Source organism: Micromonospora sp. DT31, from assembly GCF_049841795.1.
Classification (GTDB): Bacteria; Actinomycetota; Actinomycetes; order Mycobacteriales; family Micromonosporaceae; genus Micromonospora.
Genome location: NZ_JBNCKZ010000002.1, coordinates 41,671 through 60,476, shown reverse-complemented (window position 1 = coordinate 60,476; position 18,806 = coordinate 41,671). Strand labels below are relative to the sequence as shown.

Annotated in this window: 15 protein-coding genes; 8 read left to right on the top strand and 7 right to left on the bottom strand. The window is 73.0% G+C overall.

All coding sequences use genetic code 11. The features are described from left to right. Positions 1-16: 16 nt before the first annotated feature. Positions 17-625, bottom strand: a complete 609-nt coding sequence (locus ACLQ2X_RS04205; protein ID WP_425679599.1) for a hypothetical protein — start codon at positions 623-625, stop codon at positions 17-19. Positions 626-713: 88 nt separating this feature from the next. Next, positions 714-1,538 (bottom strand): SURF1 family protein, encoded by an 825-nt coding sequence (locus ACLQ2X_RS04200; protein WP_425679598.1) that lies wholly within the window; start codon positions 1,536-1,538, stop codon positions 714-716. Positions 1,539-1,692: 154 nt separating this feature from the next. Between ACLQ2X_RS04200 and ACLQ2X_RS04195 the strand changes: the two genes are divergently transcribed. Next, positions 1,693-3,054, top strand: coding sequence for a cobyrinate a,c-diamide synthase (locus tag ACLQ2X_RS04195; protein ID WP_425679597.1), 1,362 nt, complete (start codon positions 1,693-1,695; stop codon positions 3,052-3,054). A 121-nt stretch (positions 3,055-3,175) separates the two neighbouring features. Here the strand turns inward: ACLQ2X_RS04195 and ACLQ2X_RS04190 are convergent, their stop codons facing one another. Then, positions 3,176-5,308: a transglycosylase domain-containing protein gene (locus ACLQ2X_RS04190; protein ID WP_425679596.1), complete on the bottom strand. Its 2,133-nt coding sequence runs from the start codon at positions 5,306-5,308 to the stop codon at positions 3,176-3,178. Positions 5,309-5,429: 121 nt separating this feature from the next. Between ACLQ2X_RS04190 and cobC the strand changes: the two genes are divergently transcribed. Genes cobC through cobA form a run of 3 tightly spaced genes read left to right on the top strand, consistent with a single transcriptional unit; the run spans position 5,430 to position 8,823 of the window. Then, positions 5,430-6,512 carry an Rv2231c family pyridoxal phosphate-dependent protein CobC gene (gene cobC, locus ACLQ2X_RS04185; RefSeq protein WP_425679595.1) on the top strand — a complete coding sequence of 361 codons (1,083 nt, stop codon included), beginning with the start codon at positions 5,430-5,432 and terminating at the stop codon, positions 6,510-6,512. Continuing rightward, a complete protein-coding gene (cobT, locus tag ACLQ2X_RS04180; protein ID WP_425680001.1) occupies positions 6,512-7,579 on the top strand; it encodes a nicotinate-nucleotide--dimethylbenzimidazole phosphoribosyltransferase in 1,068 nt (355 codons plus the stop codon). Before cobC ends, cobT begins: the two co-directional genes overlap by 1 nt. Continuing rightward, on the top strand, positions 7,576-8,823 hold the full coding sequence (cobA, locus tag ACLQ2X_RS04175) for a uroporphyrinogen-III C-methyltransferase (RefSeq protein ID WP_425679594.1): 1,248 nt from the start codon (positions 7,576-7,578) through the stop codon (positions 8,821-8,823). The genes cobT and cobA overlap by 4 nt, the downstream gene beginning before the upstream one ends. Positions 8,824-8,877: 54 nt before the next feature. Here the strand turns inward: cobA and otsB are convergent, their stop codons facing one another. Together otsB and ACLQ2X_RS04165 are read right to left on the bottom strand one after the other, a co-directional pair. Further along, on the bottom strand, positions 8,878-11,475 hold the full coding sequence (gene otsB / locus ACLQ2X_RS04170; protein ID WP_425679593.1) for a trehalose-phosphatase: 2,598 nt from the start codon (positions 11,473-11,475) through the stop codon (positions 8,878-8,880). Then, entirely contained in the window at positions 11,472-12,872 is a 1,401-nt protein-coding gene (locus tag ACLQ2X_RS04165; RefSeq protein ID WP_425679592.1) for an alpha,alpha-trehalose-phosphate synthase (UDP-forming), read from the bottom strand. The genes otsB and ACLQ2X_RS04165 overlap by 4 nt, the downstream gene beginning before the upstream one ends. A 355-nt stretch (positions 12,873-13,227) precedes the next feature. Here ACLQ2X_RS04165 and ettA point away from each other — a divergent pair, with 355 nt between their 5' ends. The 4 genes from ettA to ACLQ2X_RS04145 all read left to right on the top strand — a co-directional run bounded on the left by ettA (position 13,228) and on the right by ACLQ2X_RS04145 (position 16,733). Then, a complete protein-coding gene (gene ettA, locus ACLQ2X_RS04160; RefSeq protein WP_425679591.1) occupies positions 13,228-14,904 on the top strand; it encodes an energy-dependent translational throttle protein EttA in 1,677 nt (558 codons plus the stop codon). Between the two features lie 13 nt (positions 14,905-14,917). After that, positions 14,918-15,361, top strand: coding sequence for an acyl-CoA thioesterase (locus tag ACLQ2X_RS04155; RefSeq protein ID WP_425679590.1), 444 nt, complete (start codon positions 14,918-14,920; stop codon positions 15,359-15,361). Then, positions 15,358-16,017 (top strand): hypothetical protein, encoded by a 660-nt coding sequence (locus tag ACLQ2X_RS04150; protein WP_425679589.1) that lies wholly within the window; start codon positions 15,358-15,360, stop codon positions 16,015-16,017. Before ACLQ2X_RS04155 ends, ACLQ2X_RS04150 begins: the two co-directional genes overlap by 4 nt. Positions 16,018-16,148: 131 nt before the next feature. Beyond that, positions 16,149-16,733: a YbjN domain-containing protein gene (locus ACLQ2X_RS04145; protein WP_425679588.1), complete on the top strand. Its 585-nt coding sequence runs from the start codon at positions 16,149-16,151 to the stop codon at positions 16,731-16,733. 21 nt (positions 16,734-16,754) lie between these two features. Here the strand turns inward: ACLQ2X_RS04145 and ACLQ2X_RS04140 are convergent, their stop codons facing one another. Beyond that, the gene (locus ACLQ2X_RS04140; RefSeq protein WP_425680000.1) at positions 16,755-17,141 is read right to left on the bottom strand and encodes a globin; all 387 of its coding nucleotides are present in this window, start codon (positions 17,139-17,141) and stop codon (positions 16,755-16,757) included. Between the two features lie 78 nt (positions 17,142-17,219). After that, positions 17,220-18,590: an MFS transporter gene (locus ACLQ2X_RS04135; RefSeq protein WP_425679587.1), complete on the bottom strand. Its 1,371-nt coding sequence runs from the start codon at positions 18,588-18,590 to the stop codon at positions 17,220-17,222. Positions 18,591-18,806: the final 216 nt, after the last annotated feature.

Below are 18,806 nucleotides of genomic sequence, written 5' to 3'. Positions count from 1 at the left end.
CGCGCCCCTGCGTGGCTCAGCCCGCCGACAACGACCGGGCGTAGTTGACCTGGTTGTTGATCTGCTGCGCCTGGAACTGGTCGGCCACCGGGATGCGGGCGACGTACTGGTGCCCGCCGTTGGTCACCGTCACCTGCACGATCCCGTGGTGCCGTGTCTCCTTGACCAGCAGGAACAGGAGGCTGAACACGGTCAGGCAGAAGAAGCCGACGATCGAGGCGACGATGGCCCAGGTGGCGATCTTCTCCTCCTTCTGCCAGTGGTCCATCACGTACCACGAGGAGCCGGCCAGCGGCAGGACACCGGCGGGGGTGCGGATGACCGGCGGCGTCACCATGATCTCGCCGATCTGCACCACCGCCGGGGACTGCGCCGGTGGCAGCGGCCCCGACATCGGCGCGGGCCCGTACCCGGCGGCCGGCGGGCCGGAGAACTGCGCGGGCGGTGCGGAGTAGGGCGCGGGCGGCGCGGAGTAGGGCGCCGCCGGGAACTGGGCGGTGGCCGGCGGCGCGGAGAACTGCGCGGGCGGGCCGGAGAACTGGGCGGGCGGCGGGACGGACCACGGGTCGGATGCGGCCGGGGCCGGCGGCTGGGCGGGCAGCGGCGTCGTGGGATCAGGGTTCACCGGTGACCCCCACGGTCGGCGATCATTGGCGGACCCTATCGCGTCCGTACCGCGCGGTGTGTCCCCGCCGGGGCTCGGATCGGCCGGCTCAGGCAGAGGTGGGGGAGGCCGGCTCGGCGGCCCGGTCCCGCGGCTCGTCCGGGCCGTCCAGACCGGCCAGCCGCCGGGCCTCCCGGCGGGCGACCCAGCCGTAGCCGACCAGACTCATCACCGCGAAGATCCACCACTGCCACACGTAACCGAAGTTCTGCCAGTTGTTGGTGTGCCCGATCTGCACCGCCTGGAACGCCGGGTCGGGGGCCGGCGTCTGCCCGTCGAGCAGCACGTAGCCGCCGGTAACCGGGTAGGGGAGTTGCTTGGCCAGCTTCGCGATGTCGATGCGCCGGGCCTCCAGCGTGCCGTCGCGCCGGGCCACACCGCCGCCACCGCTCTCGCTGCCGACCACCCGGCCGGTGACGGTCACCTCGCCGCCGGGCGCCGCCGGCACCCGCGGCTGGGTGGTCGCGCCGGCGCCCGGTACGGGCGGAATCCAGCCGCGGTCGACAAGCACCGCGCTGCCGTCGGCCAGCACCAGCGGGGTGAGCACCTCGAAGCCGACCTTGTTGTCCAGCGTCCGGCCCCGGACCAGGACGACGTTGGCGCTGTCGTAGCGGCCGGTGGCGGTGACCCGGCTCCAGGTGAGCTGCTCGGTCGGGGCCGGGCCCACGGTCCCGGCGCCACCGGTGGGCGCGGGGAGGGCGTCGCGCAGCGGCGCCGGTGTCATGGTGGCCCCGGCGTCGATCCGCTCGTTGACCGCCGTCCGCCCCCGGTAGCGGTCCAGCTGCCAGTTGCCCAGGAAGACCATCACCGTGGCGGCGACCAGCGTGAGCGCGAGGTAGCCGAGCCAGCGTGGGGTCAACAGGAACCGGTACACGTTGGCCAAGGCTACCCGTGTGAGCGCAGCCACTCGTCACGGCCGGGCAGACTGGCCGTAGCCGGGGAGAAGGGCGGGGCCCGGGCCGCGCCGGCGCGTCGGATCGGACAGGTAGGGTCACGCGGGCGGAATCCACCACCCTCAGGAGTCGATGATGACCGACGTGCCCCGCGTCGTGCTGAGCGCGCCCTCCTCGGGGCACGGCACCGGCGCCGTCTCCCTCGGCCTGCTCGCGGCGATCACCGAGCGGGGCGTCCCGGTGGCCGGGTTCAAGGTCGGCCCGGATCAGGTGGACGCGGCATACCTGGGGTTGGCCGCCGGCCGGGCGGGACGCACGCTGGACCCGCGGCTGGTCGGCCCGGAGCGGGTCGCCCCGCTCTTCGCACACGGCGCGGCCGGTGCGGGATTCGCGCTGGTGCAGGGCACCATGGGCCTCTACGACTCGGTCGGGGGCCGGCCGGAGAGCGAGTCCACCGCGGCCGTCGCCGTCGCGCTGCGCAGCCCCGTGGTGCTCGTCGTGGACGTGGCCGCGATGGGCCAGTCGGTGGCCGCGCTGGTGCACGGCTTCCGGGCGTTCGACGAACAGCTCTGGCTGGGCGGCGTGATCCTCAACCGGGTGGCCTCGCCGCGGCACGAGGAGCTGCTGCGCGAGGCGTTGGACGACGTGGGCGTGCCGGTCTACGGCGCGTTGCGTCGGCACGAGCTGCCACCGGTGCTGCCGGCCCGCCGGCACGGCGCCGCGCCGGTGGTGCGCGGCGACGCCGACGCCGCCCGGGGCGTACGCCGGCTCGGTGAGGCGGTGGCCGCGACCGTCGACCTGGACCGGCTGCTGGCCCTGGCCCGGTCCGCCCCGGACCTGACCGTCGACCCGTGGTCGCCGGAGCCGGCGGACGACTCGCCCGAGCCGACGGAGCGGCCGGTGGTGGCGCTGGCCGGCGGAGCGGGCGGAGCCTACAGCCATCCGGAGACCGCGGAGCTGCTGCGCGCCGCCGGGGCCGAGGTGGTGACACTCGATCCGCTGCGCGACGAGACGCTGCCCGCCGGAACCCGCGCGCTCGTCGTCGGTGGCGGGCTTCCGGAGACGTACGCGGAGCAGCTCTCCGCCAACCGCCGACTCTGCATCGCGGTGGCCGAACTGGCCCGGTCCGGTCGCCCGGTGGTCGCCGAGGGGGCCGGTCTGCTCTGGCTGGCCCGGGAGCTGGACGGCCTGCCCATGTGCGGGGTGCTCGACGCGGTCGGCACGGTCCGGGACGGCCTGGTGGTCGGCTACCGCACGGCCACGGCGGTGACCGACAGCGTGGTGGCGGCGGCCGGCGCGACGGTGGTGGGGCACAAGCAGCACGCGGCGGTGCTGACCCCGCGGGCCGGTGAGCGGCCGGCCTGGCGGTGGGAGGGTGGCAGCCCGGAGGGGTTCGTCCGGCAGGCGGTGCACGCCTCGCAGCTGGTGCCGCACTGGGCGGCCCATCCCGACATCGCGGCCCGCCTGGTGGCCGCGGTCCAGCCCTCCGCCCCCTGATCCTGATCACCCGGGTGGACCCCGGGTGCGATCAAGGAGTTCGCGTCGGGAGTCACTACGACCTCCGGCACGAACTCCTTGATCACTGACCCGGGCGCACCCCCGGGCGGTTCGGGTGCGGTCAGCCGACGATCTGGTTGGAGGGCGGGGTGAACTGGCGCGTGGGCTGGCCCTTCAGGGAGTCCTGGAGGGTCCGCGCGACCGCGTTCACCGGGATCTGGGACTGCCCGTCACCCACCGCGTTGAACGGATTGTCCGGGTCGGCGATGAAGCTCGCCGCCGCCAGTTCGGGCGTGTAGCCGACGAACCAGGCCGACCGGGTGCTGTCGGTGGTGCCGGTCTTGCCGGCGACCGGCCGGCCGACGGTGCGTCGGACACTGTCGGCGGTCGACCAGCCGCCGCAGGTCCCCCGGGCCGGGGTGTCACCGGTCGGGCAGCGGGCGGCGTCGGTGGCGGCCCGCGCCGCGTCCGCGTTCACCACCTGCCGGCACCGGGGCTTGGCCACCTCCCGCTGCACGCCGCCGGGGGTGGTGTACGTGGCCGGCGTGCCGTCCCGGTTCATGATCGCGTTGACCGGGATCGCCTCGCAGTAGCGTCCGTCGGCGGCGATGGCCGCGTACGCGTTCGCCATCTCCAGCGGGGTGGCGTCGGAAACGCCGAGCGTGAACGCCCCCCACTTCTTCACCTTGTTCGGCGACGCCTGTTCCCGGTCCACGTCGGTGCGCCAGCGCAGCCCCAACTGTTCGGCCAGGTGCACCCCGGCGTCCGCGCCGATCTTCTCCTCCAACTGCACGAAGTAGGTGTTCACCGACTTGCCGAAGCCGGACCACATGGTCTGCCGCCCGGTCATCGCGCCGCTGGCGTTCGAGGGCGCCCACCCGTCGTAGACGGCGGACCTGTACCGGTACGGCGAGTCGAACGCGGTGGACAGCGGCATCCCGGCGTTGAGCGCGGCGAGCATCGGGAACATCTTGAACGTGGAGCCGGCCTGGTAGCCGGGGAGCGTTCCGCCGCCGAGCAGGGGCGCCACCGTGTTCGGATAGTTCGCCTTGACCTTGGGCCCGGCCTCCGGGTTGGAGCTGTTCGGGTTCTCGGCCAGGTCGAGGGAGTAGTTGCGGTTGACCGCCATCGCCTTGATCCGCCCGGTGCCGGGTTCGGCCACCACGATGCCGTTGGCGAACGGGTTGCCGGTGTTGTCCTTGGCGCCCACGTTCTTCTCCGCCGCCGCCTGGGTCTTCGGGTCGAGGGCGAGCACGATCCGGTAGCCGCCGCGGCGTAGCTTGTCCATCCGTTCCAGGCGGTTCTCGCCGAACGCGGGCTGGGCGCTCCACCAGTTCTTCAGGTAGTCGCAGTAGAAGCCCCAGCTGCGGTGCGAGCCGTCGACGGCGGCGCAGTCGTTGGGCGGGTCGGTGAGCTTCAGCTGGATCGGCTGGGCCTTGGCGGTCGCGGCGGCGTCAGGTGAGAGGTAGCCGAGGCGGGCCATGTTGTCCAGCACGTAGTTGCGCCGACCTGTGGCGTCCTTCTGGTCGGAGGTGATCGGGTCGTACTCGGAGGGCGATTTCACCAGCCCGGCGAGGGTGGCCGCCTCGACCGGGGTGAGCGTGGCCGGGGTCTTGGAGAAGAAGATCTGGGAGGCGGCGTAGATCCCGTACGCGCGGTGGCCGAAGTAGGCCGAGTTGAGGTAGCGCTCCAGGATCTGTTCCTTGCTGACGTGCTTCTCGATGTCCAACGCCATGCGCATCTCCTTGACCTTGCGCAGGCTGGTCTGCTGGGTGGCCTCCTGGACCTCCTGAGGGGTGCTGGCGCTGTCCCGCAGCGCCATCCGCACGTACTGCATGGTGAGCGTGGACGCGCCCTGGGAGACGCCGCCGGAGCGGGCGTTGGAGACGAACGCCCGCGCCACGCCCTTCGGGTCGACGCCGTGGTGCTGGTAGAAGCGGTTGTCCTCGGCGGCGACGATCGCCTGTTGGATGTTCGGCGACATGCTCTCGATCTTGGTGTACTGCCGGTACTCCTCGTAGAACATGGTCAGCACGGTCTTGCCGTCCGGCGCGTAGACGTACGACGTCTCGGCCGGCAGCGCGGTCTTGAGGATGTTCGTCTTCTGCTCCACGGCGTGGGCGGTGGTCTTCGCGCCGATGCCGGTGAGCGCGACGAGCGGATACAGCGCGGCGGCGACCACGATGCCGGCGATCAGTCCGGCGCGGAGCAGGGGCACGGCTCGACCTGGCGAGGCAAAGGGACGGTTGGTCACGGGGCCAAGCTATGACATTTCCGATTCAAAAATGAGAAGAACTCATAAACCGGCGGACCGTGACGCGACCCACGCCGGGATCCGCTGTCCCGGGGGACGGCTTCCCGGCAGGATCGCGGACATGCTCGCACCACCGACCGGGAGCGCCGGCGCGCTCGACCAGCCCGACCTGGGCCACCACGGGGACGCCGAGGCCACCCCCGGCCTGGTCGACCTGGCGGTCAACGTGCGCCGCGCCCCGATGCCCGACTGGCTCGCCGACCCGCTGACCGCCGCGTTGGCCGACCTGGCCGCCTACCCCGACCCCGCGCCGGCCCGCGCCGCCGTGGCACACCGGCACGGGCGACCCCCGCACGAGGTACTCCTCACCGCGGGTGCGGCCGAAGGGTTCGTGTTGATCGCCCGCGCGTTGGCCGACGTCCGCCACCCGGTCGTGGTGCACCCGCAGTTCACCGAACCGGAGGCCGCGCTGCGCGCCGCCGGGCACCGGGTGGACCGGGTGCTGCTCGACCCGGCCGACGGCTTCCGCCTCGACCCGGCCCGGATTCCCGACGACGCCGACCTGGTGATGATCGGCAACCCGACGAACCCGACCTCCGTGCTGCACCCGGCGGACACCGTCGCCGCCCTGGCCCGCCCCGGCCGGGTGCTGGTGGTGGACGAGGCGTTCGCCGACACCACGCTCGTCCCCGGCGTCCCCGGCGAACCGGAGTCCCTCGCGACGCGCCGCGACCTACCCGGCCTCGTGGTGGTCCGCAGCCTCACCAAGACCTGGGGGCTGGCCGGACTGCGGATCGGCTACCTGCTCGGCGGCGCCACGCTGCTGGCCCGGTTCGCCGCCGCCCAGCCGCTCTGGGCGGTCTCCACCCCGGCCCTCGCCGCCGCCACCGCCTGCGCCGCCCCCGCCGCCGTGACCGCCGAACGCGCCATCGCCGCCGGCCTCGCCACCGACCGCGACCACCTGGTCGCCCGCCTGGCCGACCTCCCCGGGGTACGCGTGACGGGCCGCCCGGCCAGCGCCTTCGTCCTGATCCACCTGCCGGGCGCGGCCGAGGTGCGGCAACGGCTGCGCGCGCATGGCTGGGCGGTACGCCGGGGCGACACGTTCCCCGGGCTCGGCCCCGACTGGCTGCGGATCGCGGTACGCGACCCGGCCACCACCGACGCTTTCATCGACACGCTGGCCCGGATGCTGGAGGCATGATGCTGGAGTCCACCGTCGCGGCGATCCGACCGCCGGACGAGGCCGCCATGGCGGCGGCGCGCGAGACGCAGGGGCGGCTGACCAAGCCACCGGGCTCGCTCGGTGCCCTGGAGCCCCTGTCGGTACGCCTCGCCGGGCTGGCCGGGGTGTGCCCGCCACCGCTGCCCGAACCCGCCGCGGTGGCGATCTTCGCCGGTGACCACGGCGTGCACGCCCAGGGCGTGACCCCGTGGCCGCAGGAGGTCACCGCGCAGATGATCGGCAACTTCCTGGCCGGCGGCGCGGTGGTGAACGCGTTCGCCAGGCAGGCCGGCGCCTCGGTCACCGTGGTGGACGTCGGGGTGGCCACCCCGGTCCCGGCCGGCGCGTCCGGTCCGACCGGGCCACGGCTGGTGGCCGCGAACGTGCGCGCCGGCACCCGGGACATGACCGTCACCGCCGCGCTCACCCGCGACGAGGCCCGGGCCGCGGTGGAGGTCGGCATCCGGACCGCCGGGGAACTCGTCGACGCCGGGGCGGGCATCCTGCTCACCGGCGACATGGGCATCGGCAACACCACCCCGTCCGCGACGCTCGTCGCCGTGTTCGCCGGGGTGGACGCGGCGGCGGCGACCGGTCGGGGCACCGGCGTGGACGACGAGACGTACGCCCGCAAGGTCGCCGTGGTCCGGGCCGCGCTGGCCCGGCACGAGCCGGACCCGACCGACCCGCTGGGCGTGCTCGCGGCGGTCGGCGGGCTGGAGCACGCCGCGCTGGCCGGACTGATTCTCGGCGCCGCCGCCCGCCGGGTGCCGGTGCTGCTCGACGGCGTGATCGCGGTCAGCGCCGCGCTGGCCGCCGCCGCGTTCGCGCCGGACGCGGTGGGCGCCATGGTCGCCGGGCACCGTAGCGCCGAGCCCGGAGCCACCGCCGCGCTGCGCCACCTCGGGCTGGACCCGCTCATCGACCTGGGCCTGCGGCTCGGGGAGGGCACCGGCGCGCTGCTGGCGCTGCCCATGGTCACCGGCGCGGTGCGGGTGCTGCACGAGGTGGCGACGTTCGACTCCGCCGGGGTGACGGAGAAGTGACCGGCCCGGCCCCGGACGCGCCGCCCAGCCCGTACCCCCTCGGGTTGCGGCTGGACGGCCGGCGGGTGGTCGTGGTCGGTGGGGGAGCGGTGGCGACCCGGCGGGTGCCGGCGCTGCTGGACGCCGGCGCGGACGTGCTGCTGGTGTCGCCCGAGCTGACCCCGGCGCTGCGCGCGCACGTCGACGCGGGCCGGCTGCGCTGGCAGCCGCGCCGGTTCGTCCCCGCCGACCTGGACGGGGCGTGGCTGGTCCAGGTGGCGGTGGACGACCGGGCCGCCGCCGAGGCGGTCAGCGACGCCGCGGCCGAGCGGCGGATCTTCTGCGTACGCGCCGACGACCGGACCGCCGCCACCGCGTGGACGCCGGCGGTGACCCGACACGGCCCGGTCACCGTGGCCGTCCTCGGCGGCGGCGACCCACGCCGCGCCATGGCGACCCGCGACGCCGTCCGCGCCCTGCTGGGGGCACGGCAGGGCCCTGGCTGGACGCCTCCGGCGACGGAAGGGGCCCCGCTCGCGGCCGGCGGGCGCGTCGCGCTGGTGGGCGCCGGACCGGGGGATCCGGAACTGGTCACGCTGAAGGGCTGGCGGCTGCTCACCGAGGCGGAGGTGGTGGTCGCCGACCGGCTCGTGCCCGGCCTGCTGCTGGACGAACTGCGCCCGGACGTCGAACTGGTCGACGCGTCGAAGATCCCCTACGGGCCGTCGCGCGCCCAGGAGGAGATCAACCGCATCCTGGTGGACCGGGCCCGCGCCGGCCGGTCGGTGGTCCGGCTCAAGGGCGGCGACCCGTACGTCTTCGGCCGCGGCGGCGAGGAACTGCTGGCCTGCGCGGAGGCGGGCGTGCCGGTGACCGTGGTCCCCGGGGTGACCAGCGCGATCGCGGTGCCCGAGGTGGCCGGGGTGCCGGTCACCCACCGGGGGGTGGCGCACGAGTTCACCGTGGTCTCCGGGCACCTCGCGCCCGACTCGCCGGCGTCGCTCGTGCGCTGGGAGTCGCTGGCGGGGCTGCGCGGCACGCTGGTGATCCTGATGGGCCTGAAGAACCTGGCCGCGATCGGCGCCACGTTGATGGCGCACGGCAAGCCGGCGGACACGCCGGCCGCGGTCATCCAGGAGGGCACCACGGCGGCCCAGCGGATGCTGCGGTCCACGCTCGGCGCGGTCGCCGCCGATGTCGCCGACGCCGGGCTGCGCCCGCCCGCGATCGTGGTGGTCGGTGACGTGGTGCACGCGCTGGCCTGACGAACGCGACACGGCCCGGAACCCACGGGTCCCGGGCCGCGTCACGTCATCGGGTCACTGCTTGAGCATGTTGTCCAGCAGCAGCGCGCAGCGGACCAGCCCGAGGTGGCTGTACGCCTGCGGGTGGTTGCCCAGCCCGCGCTCGGCGAGCGGGTCGTACTGCTCCGGGAGCAGCCCGGTCGGCCCGGCGGTGTCCACCATCTGGGTGAACAGTTCCTCGGCGTCGGTACGGCGGCCGGTGCGTAGGTACGCCTCGATCAGCCATGCCGTGCAGATGTGGAACCCGCCCTCCCGGCCGGGCAGCCCGTCGTCCCAGTGGTAGCGGTAGACCACCGGGCCGCTGCGCAGATCCGCCTCGATCTTGAGCACGGTGGACAGGAACCGCGGGTCGTCGCCGGCGAGCAGCCCGGAGATGCCGATCCACAGCGACGAGGCGTCCATCTCCTCGTAGCCGTAGGCGACGCTGTACGCCTCGGCCTCCGGGTGCCAGCCGAACTCCAGGACGTTGGCGGCGATCCGGTCGCGCAGTTCCACCCACTCCGGCCGGTCCTCGCCGCCGTGCCGGCGCACCACGTGCAACGCCCGGTCCACCGTCATCCAGAGCATGACCTTGGAGAAGACGTGGTGCCGTGGGGGGAGGCGGGCCTCCCAGATGCCGTGGTCGGGCTCGTGCCAGCGGCGGCGTACCGCCTCGACCATGTTCGCCAGGACCCGCCACTCGTCCTCCCGGACCGAGCCCCGGGCGTCGGCCACGGCCGCGATCAGGTCGGCCACCGGGCCGAACACGTCGAGTTGGAGCTGGTGGTTGGCGAGGTTGCCGACGCGCACCGGCCGGGAACCGGCGTACCCGGGCAGCGTGTCGATGACCGCCTCGGCGCCCAGCTCGAAGCCGTCGACGGTGTAGAGCGGGTGCAGCCGCTCCGGGTGCCCGCCGGTGCGCTCGACCACGCCGTCGATCCAGCGCAGCAGACCTTCGGCCTCCTCGGTGGAGCCGAGGTCGACGAGCGCGCGGGCAGTCATCGCCGCGTCCCGTAGCCAGCAGTAGCGGTAGTCCCAGTTACGGACCCCGCCCAGTTCCTCGGGCAGCGACGTGGTGGCCGCGGCGAGGATCGAGCCGGTGGGCTCGTGGCAGAGGCCGCGCAGCGTCAACGCGCTGCGGGCGACCAGGTCCCGGGCGGTGGTGGGCAGCCGCAGCGAGGCCACCCAGTCCTTCCAGGGCTGCTCGGCGGCGGCCTGCCGCTGGTGCACGGGCAGCCGGTGCGGTTCCAGGCTCTGCGTGCCGAAGCGCAGCTCCAGCACCACCTGACCGCCGGTGGCGGCGAGGTCGACCACGGCCTTCGCGGTCTCGTACCCGGCGTCGTTGGTGATGTCCCACTCGACGCCGGGGGAGTGCAACGCGACCGGCTCGTTGGAGCCGAGCACCAGCAGGCCGTCGTCGAGCGGCTGGAGCTGCACGGCCACCTGGCCGAACTCGGGACGCGGCGCGAACTCGATCCGGGCCCGCCCGGTGCCGCTGAGCACCCGGACCAGGGTCGAGTCGCCGCTGACCACGGCCGGGTCGTCAGGCGTGGTCTGCCGGGCCGGCAGGTCCAGCCAGTCGGTCACGGTGAGGCCGGACCAGCGGGTCTCCACCGTCATGGTGTTGCTGCGGTAGCGCTGGCCCAGCGGGATGCCGCCGCGTTCCGGACCGACGGTGAAGTGCCCGGCCGGACTGCCGCCGACCAGGTCGGCGAAGATGGCCGCCGAGTCCGGCTTCGGGTGACACAGCCAGGTGATCTTGGCTTCCGGGGTGACCAGCGCGACGGTACGGCCGTTGGCCAGCATCGAGTGGCGCTCGATCGGCACCGCCCGCTCGCCGAACAACCAGTGCCGTCGCGTCTCCAGCAGCAGCCCCAGCGCCCGGGCCGCCTCGATCGGCTCGGCCACCCGGTAGTCGGCCTGGGTCTCCCCGGGGCCGATCTTGATGCCGACGTCCGGCCCGTGCAGGTTGCCGAAGGCGTTCTCGTCGGTGACGTCGTCGCCGAGGAAGAGCACCGCACTGGCCGCGAGCTGCGTCCGGAGCTGGTCGATCGCCAGACCCTTGTGGGTGGCCACCACCGACAGCTCGATGACCTCCTTGCCCTGGGTGACGGTGACGCCGTCCCAGGTGGCCGGTCCGCTGCGAACCGCTTCGACGGCCCGCGCGGCGACCTGCGGGTCGACGCCGCGGGTGTGCACGGCGACGCTCGCCGGCTTGCGTTCCAGGCGGACGCCTGGGTGCGCGTTGGTGATCTCCCGCAGCGCCTCGCGGAGGCGGTGCCGGGCCGCGACCAGCTCGGGGGTGAGCCGCTCGACGAAGCCGATGTCGAACTCCGAGCCGTGGCTGCCCACCAGGTGCACCTCGCTGGGCAGCCGGGAGAGCGTGGCGAGGTCGCGCAGCGCGCGGCCGGAGACGACCGCGACGCTTGTCTGCGGCAGGGAGGCAAGCGCGCGGATCGCGGCCACCGACTCCGGCAGCGGTACGGCCTTGCTCGGGTCCTCGACGATCGGCGCCAGCGTGCCGTCGTAGTCGCAGGCGACCAGGAGCTGGGGCACCCGGGCGATCCGGCCGATGGCGGAGCGCAGTTCGGGGTCCAGCACGCCGCCGTGGGCGGCGGTGGTGGGCGAGGTCACGCAGCCTCCGTATCGCCGACGCCGAGCTCGCTGAGGAACGACTTGGCCCACTGACCCACGTCGTGGCTGCGCAGATGGCGTTGCATGACGCGCATCCGGCGGCGGGCTTCGGGCTTTTCGACGTGCACGGCCCGTAGCAACGCGTCCTTCACCGCGTCCGGGTCGTGCGGATTACACAGGAACGCCTGGCGCAGCTCGGTGGCGGCGCCGGCGAACTCACTGAGCACGAGCGCGCCGCCCTGGTCGGCGCGCGATGCGACGTACTCCTTGGCCACCAGATTCATTCCGTCTCGCAGCGGGGTCACCATCATCACGTCGGCCGCGACGTACATCGCGGCCAACTCGGAGCGACTGTACGACTGATGGAGGTAATGCACCGCCGGCACGCCGACCCGGCCGAATTCGCCATTGATCCGACCAACCTCGCGTTCCACCTTCACCCGTAGTGCCTGGTAGTGCTCCACACGCTCGCGGCTGGGCGTGGCGACCTGCACCATAACCGCGTCCGGAACTGTCAACTTTCCGTCAGCTAGGAGTTCGCGGAAGGCCTTGAGGCGGAGTTCGATGCCCTTGGTGTAGTCGAGCCGGTCGACACCCAGGATGATCGTCTTCGGGTTGCCCAGCTCCTCGCGGATCTGCTTGGCCCGGGCCTGGATCGCCGGGTCCTCGGCCAGCCGTTCCATCTCCCTGGTGTCGATCGAGATCGGGAAGGCGCCGGCCTTCACCTGCCGGCCGTCGACCTGGATCATCTGCCCCTCGTAGCGCAGGCCGAGCAGGTGCCGGGCCAGCCGGACGAAGTTCTGCGCCGCCAGCCGCTGCTGGAAGCCGACCAGGTCCGCGCCGAGCAGCCCGCGCAGGATCTCGGTGCGGAACGGCATCTGCATGAACAGCTCGATCGGCGGGAACGGGATGTGCAGGAAGAACCCGATCCGCAGGTCGGGCCGCAGCTCGCGCAGCATCGCCGGCACGAGCTGGAGCTGGTAGTCCTGCACCCAGACGGTCGCGCCCTCGGCCGCCACGTCGGCCGCCGCCTCTGCGAACCGGGCGTTGACCAACCGGTACGCCTCGCGCCAGCGCCGCTTGTAGGCCGGCGTCTCCACCGCGTCGTGGTAGAGCGGCCAGATCGTGGCGTTCGACTGACCCTCGTAGTAGCGCTCCAACTCCTCGGCGCTCAACGGCACCGGATGTAGCCGGATGCCCTCCAGGTCGAACGGCTCGGGGGCGGCGCCGGTGCCGCCGGCCCACCCCACCCAGGTGCCCTTGTGCTCGGCCAGCACCGGGTGCAGCGCGGTCACCAGGCCGCCGGGGCTGCGCCGCCACTGCCGCCCCTCGGGTGTGCTCACCTCGTCGACAGGCAGTCGGTTGGCCACAACGACAAAGGAGCTACGGACGGTCACGATCGGCCACCTCCGGGTGCTGACTGGTCCACCGCGATGAGCGTACTGAGCGTAGCTGCGGCTTCTGATCCCCCGTGCCGCAGTTACCTACCCGACCTGGAAGCGCCGAACCAAACGCGTGATCTTGTCGACACGGCGGGGCGGAGGTCGACGAGCGGCCGGCGCGCAGGTCCGGCCCAGGTCGGTCCGGCCGGGGACGGGGTGGGGTGATGTGGGCGTGGCGGTCCGTACCTGTCAGGATTGACGACGGCGTGCGCGCGGCCGGCTCCCGGCCGGCGGCGGCGGGCGGCGATCGACGCCCGCGCCCCCGCACCCGACAAGCCCGCGATCGCAACCGACGGAGGTAGCCCGCACCGTGGCCCAGTTCATCTACGTCCTGGACAAGGCGCGCAAGGCGCACGGCGACAAGGTCGTGCTCGACAACGTGACGCTGAACTTCCTGCCGGGTGTCAAGATCGGTGTGGTCGGCCCGAACGGCGCCGGCAAGTCCAGCCTCCTCAAGATCATGGCAGGGCTCGACCGGCCGAGCAACGGCGAGGCCCGGCTCATGCCCGGTTACTCCGTCGGCATGCTGGCGCAGGAGCCGCCGCTCAACGAGTCCAAGACCGTCCTGGGCAACGTCGAGGAGGCGGTCGCCGAGACGAAGGCCAAGCTGGACCGGTTCAACGCCATCGCCGAACAGATGGCGACCGACTACTCCGACGATCTGATGGAGGAGATGGGCCGGCTCCAGGAGGACCTGGACGCCGCCGACGCGTGGGACATCGACTCCAAGCTCGAACTGGCCATGGACGCGCTGCGCTGCCCGCCGCCGGACGCCGACGTGACCACGCTCTCCGGCGGTGAGCGTCGTCGCGTGGCGCTGTGCAAGCTGCTGCTGGAGGCCCCCGACCTGCTGCTCCTCGACGAGCCGACGAACCACCTGGACGCGGAGAGCGTGCAGTGGCTGGAGCAGCACCTGGCCAAGTACGCGGGCACCGTCCTGGCCATCACCCACGACCGCTACTTCCTCGACAACGTGGCCAACTGGATCCTGGAGCTGGACCGCGGCCGGGCCTACCCCTACGAGGGCAACTACTCCACCTACCTGGAGAAGAAGGCGGCCCGGCTCTCCGTCGAGGGGCGCCGCGACGCCAAGATGCGCAAGCGCCTCTCCGAGGAACTGGAGTGGGTCCGCTCGAACGCCAAGGCGCGGCAGACCAAGTCCAAGGCGCGCCTCGACCGCTACGACGAGATGGCCGCCGAGGCGGAGAAGACCCGGAAGCTGGACTTCGAGGAGATCCAGATCCCGCCGGGCCCCCGCCTGGGCAGCACGGTGATCGAGGCGCAGCACCTCACCAAGGGCTTCGGCGACCGGGTGCTCATCGAGGACCTGTCGTTCTCGCTGCCGCGCAACGGCATCGTCGGCATCATCGGTCCCAACGGCGTCGGCAAGACCACGCTGTTCAAGACCATCGTCGGGCTGGAGCAGCCGACCAGCGGCGCGGTCAAGGTCGGTGACACCGTCTCGCTGTCGTACGTCGACCAGAACCGGCAGGGCCTGGACGGCGACAAGACGGTCTGGGAGGTCGTCTCCGACGGGCTGGACCACCTCATGGTGGGCAAGGTCGAGATGCCGTCCCGGGCGTACATCGCGGCGTTCGGCTTCAAGGGGCCGGACCAGCAGAAGCCGACGAAGGTGCTCTCCGGCGGCGAGCGCAACCGGCTCAACCTGGCACTGACCCTCAAGATCGGCGGCAACGTCATCCTGCTCGACGAGCCGACCAACGACCTGGACGTGGAGACGCTGTCCAGCCTGGAGAACGCACTGCTGGAGTTCCCCGGCTGCGCCGTGGTCATCTCCCACGACCGGATGTTCCTCGACCGCGTCGCCACGCACATCCTGGCCTGGGAGGGCGACGCCGAGAACCCGGCGAAGTGGTTCTGGTTCGAGGGCAACTTCGAGGCGTACGAGAAGAACAAGGTCGAACGCCTGGGCGCCGAGGCTGCCCGACCGCACCGGGTGACCTACCGCAAGCTCACCCGTGACTGACCGGTGCTGAGCCTTGTCTGACCGGTTCGTCTACCACTGTGCGCTGCGCTGGTCCGACCTGGACGCGTACGGGCACATCAACAACGCCCGCTTCCTCACCCTCTACGAGGAGGCGCGGGTGGCGCTGATGTTCGCCGGTGGCCGGGCGTGGGGGGTGGGCTCGTTCGCCGACGGTGTGGTCATCCGCCGGCACGAGGTCGACTACCTCCGCCCGGTCGACTACGCGCTCGGCCGGGCCAGCGCGGAGGCGGCCCCCACCGTGCGGATCGAACTCTGGGTGGACCAGATCCGTGCCGCGTCCTTCTCGGTCGCCTACGAGCTGTACGACGGCGACGCACTGGCCGGCACCGCCCGGTCGGTGCTGGTGCCGTTCGACCTGGCCGCGCAGCGCCCGCGCCGGATCTCGCCGGAGGAGCGGGCGTTCCTGCTGCGCTACGCGCCGGGGTTGGCCGGATGACCGGGCACGGGCTGACCGGGGTGGCCGACGCCGGGGCGTTCCTGGCCCGGCTGGTCCGGTTCGACCCGGCCGCCCTGGTCCGGCTCCGCCCGGTGCCCGGCGCCGGCCGTACGGCCCTGTGGGGCCGGCTGCCCTGGGGGGTGCTCGTGGTCCGCACCGTGCCGGGCACGGCCCCTCAGGACGCGACCGTGGGCGCGGGGGAACTGCTGGCCGAACTGACCGCCGGGGGCGACGCGCTACCGGCGCGCCGCGACGCGGGCTGGCGGTGGCAGTTGCCGCCGGCCGCGAGCCGGGCGGTGGAGGTGCTGCCGGGCGCCGAGGTGCGCCGGATCGCGGAAGCGGCGGCGGTGACCCTGCGGGAGGCGGTCGCGCACGGGGTGGCCGGCCGGGCGGTGGGTCAGCGCGTGGTGCGGGACGCGTTGCTGGACCACGTGGCGATCGTGGTGACCCCGGACGAGGGGGTGTCGGCGGCCCCGGTGGAGGTGTCGCAGCGCCTGGTGCAAGGGCTGGTCCGGATGGGGTTCCTCGGCGACGGCGACGTCCGGGTGCGCAGCGCCGGCCGCTGGGTCGGGCTTGTCGGGCCGTTCGGGGCGGCGTGGTCGCGTACGGTCGCGGATCTTGCACTCACGCCGAGCCCTGCTCCGCCGAACGGATGACCCGGCATCGTTCTTCCGGTTTGGGGCGGTCGTTGGGGGGATGCCTCAAGCCGACTGTCCGGGTACCGTCCATCCTCGGATCCAACGCACCGTAGGCAGCTGGATCCGCTGGGGAGTGAGGTGCGCGAGCGATGCCGTGGTGGTCATGGCGCCCCGGTCCCGCCGGTGGCGGCGATCCGGAAACTCGAAGCGGGACCACAGTGGATGACACCATCCGGGTCGGGCCACCGACCCCGCGCCAGCCGGGAGACGACGCGGCGCCACCCGAGCGTCAGGTCATCGCGGACATGCCGGCCACGGTCGCCCCGGTCACCCTGTGCCGGGTCCGCGACGCGCTCGACCTGCTGGACGTGCGCTATCTGGCCGACGGCGACGGCAACCTGCTGGCCATGTGGGAGCGGCACGCGGTGCTGGTCGCGCTGGAGGGGCCGGAGGACGAGATCCTGGTGATGCGGGCCCGCCCGCACGCGACCGTGCCACCGGACTGGGCCGACCGCGCCTACCGGGTGGTCAACGAGTGGAACCACACCCGCCGGTTCTGCAAGGCGTACATCGGCGACCCGACGGAGCGCGGTCAGCTTCCGATCTACGCCGAGTTGCAGGTGCCGTTGGGTGCCGGCACCCACGACGCCCTGCTCGTCGAGATGCTCGACTGCGGCGCCGCGGTGGCCACCACGTTCGTCGACTGGCTGCACGACGAGGGCGCCCTGCTCTGACGGTGCGATCTCGCCGCGGGGTCAGCCCGCGGCCGGATCCTCCTCCGCGTTCACCATGAAGTAGGCGGCCCGCTCCAGATAGTCCCAGAGAGCGGCGGCGAGCTGCGGCGGCAGGTCCAACCGGTCCACCGCCCGGCGCATGTGGTGCAGCCAGGCGTCCCGCTCGGCCGCCCCGATGCGGTAGGGGGCGTGCCGCATCCGCAGCCGGGGGTGACCGCGCTGCTCGGAGTAGGCGTGTGGGCCGCCCCAGTACTGGATCAGGAACAGGGTCAGCCGGTCCGCCGCCGGACCGAGATCCTCCTCCGGGTACATCGGGCGCAGCAGCGGGTCTTCCGCGACCCCGACGTAGAACTCGTCCACGAGCTTGCGGAAGGCCGGTTCACCGCCGATCGCCTCGAAGAGGGTCATCGACTCGCCTGGGGAAGTCACGTTCCCATCCTGCCAGGTGTGGCCCGCTACCCGCGCCCGCCCGGACAGCGGCGCGGATCACGTCACCGCGTGCCGAGGCCGGCCCTGCTCGTGGCCCTGGTCGCCCGACGCCGGCGCACGTGTGGCCGGGTGTGCCGGCCCGGCGGCCGACGACTCGGCGCGCGCGGTCTCGATGGCCGCGTCGATCTCGCCCGGTCGCGGCCACGCGAACGCCGCCGCCCCCATGATGAGCACCCCGGTCGCGCTCCAGACGCCGACCACGGAGGGGACGGAGTACCGCTCCGCGAGCGCGCCCGTGGCGAGCACCGCGGTGCCCTGGATGACCTGGGTGCCGGTGGCCATCACGCCGAACGCCCGGGCCCGGTAGCCGTCCGGCAGCGCCTGCACGAAAAGTCCGTTGGCGACCGGGATGAGCCCGCCGACGGCGAAACCGCAGCCGGCGGCCAGCACGGCCACCACGGCCGGTGACGGGTTCAGCAGCGCGGGCACGAGTGTCGCCGGCGCGAGGACCATGAGCGGGCGGATCAGGGCCAGCCGGCGTGCCGGCGCGACGAACCGACTGATGACCACCCCGCCGAGGATGTATCCGGCCGGGACGGCGGCCATGATGACCGCCTGGGCGGTGCCGGCGTCCACCGCGCCGTCGGTTCCGTCGGCGGCCCATCCGGCCGCCAGCCCTTCGGGGACGATCGAGAAGAGCATGGCGCAGAACACCAGCACCGCGATCGCGCGCAGCACCGGCCGCTCGAAGACGATCTGGAACCCCTGCGCGGTTTCCCGCAGCAGGTGGCTGCGGTGCACGGCGGTCATCGCCGGTGGCCGTTCGCGCACCCCGAAGCGCACCAGGGCCGCCGACACCGCGAACGTGCCCGCGTTGACCAGCAGCGCGGTGTTCGGGTTCAGGGCCGCGACGGTGGCGCCGATCAGGTAGCCGACGACCTGGGCGGCCTGACCCGCGCTGTTGAAGGCGGACAACCCGACGACCAGCCGGTCCCCGGTGAGGATGTGCGGGATCAGCGCCGATCGCGCGGCCTGGCTCGGCGGGTTGGCGAGCGTGGCCAGGAAGATCAGCGCGAAGACCGACCAGGTGGGCATCCAGGGCATCGCGACGAACGCCATCAGCGCCATCCTGATGACGTCGCAGATCACCATGACGCGCCGGTAGTGGTGCCGTTCGGCGAGCGCGGAGAGCAGCGGACCACCGATCAGCCAGGGAAGGTAGCTGACGGCGAACGCGGCGGCGGAGAGCGCGACGGACTGGGTCTCGCGCAAGACGAGCACGGTGACCGCGGCCCGGGCGAGGTAGTCACCCACCCAGGAGAGGACGTTGGCGGCGAAGATCGCGCGGAACTCGGACTGCCCGAACACGTCTCGGAAGGTGGCCGGGCCCTCCTGGGCGGATCGCGCGTCGGACACCGTCGCCTCCATCGTTCCTGGTCGACCACTTGTGATGGCCCGACCGGGAACCGTCGTCAGATCGATCGATCAGCGAGGACACGAGCACACTCCCCGGTGGAGCGTGTTCACCGGATTCTGCCCGATCGTCTGACAACTAGCTAGGGCGAACGGATTGATCGTCGCATCTCCGACTGAACGAACGGACGATACCCGAGGGGCCGCGCGGCGCGCGACCCGCGGCAGATC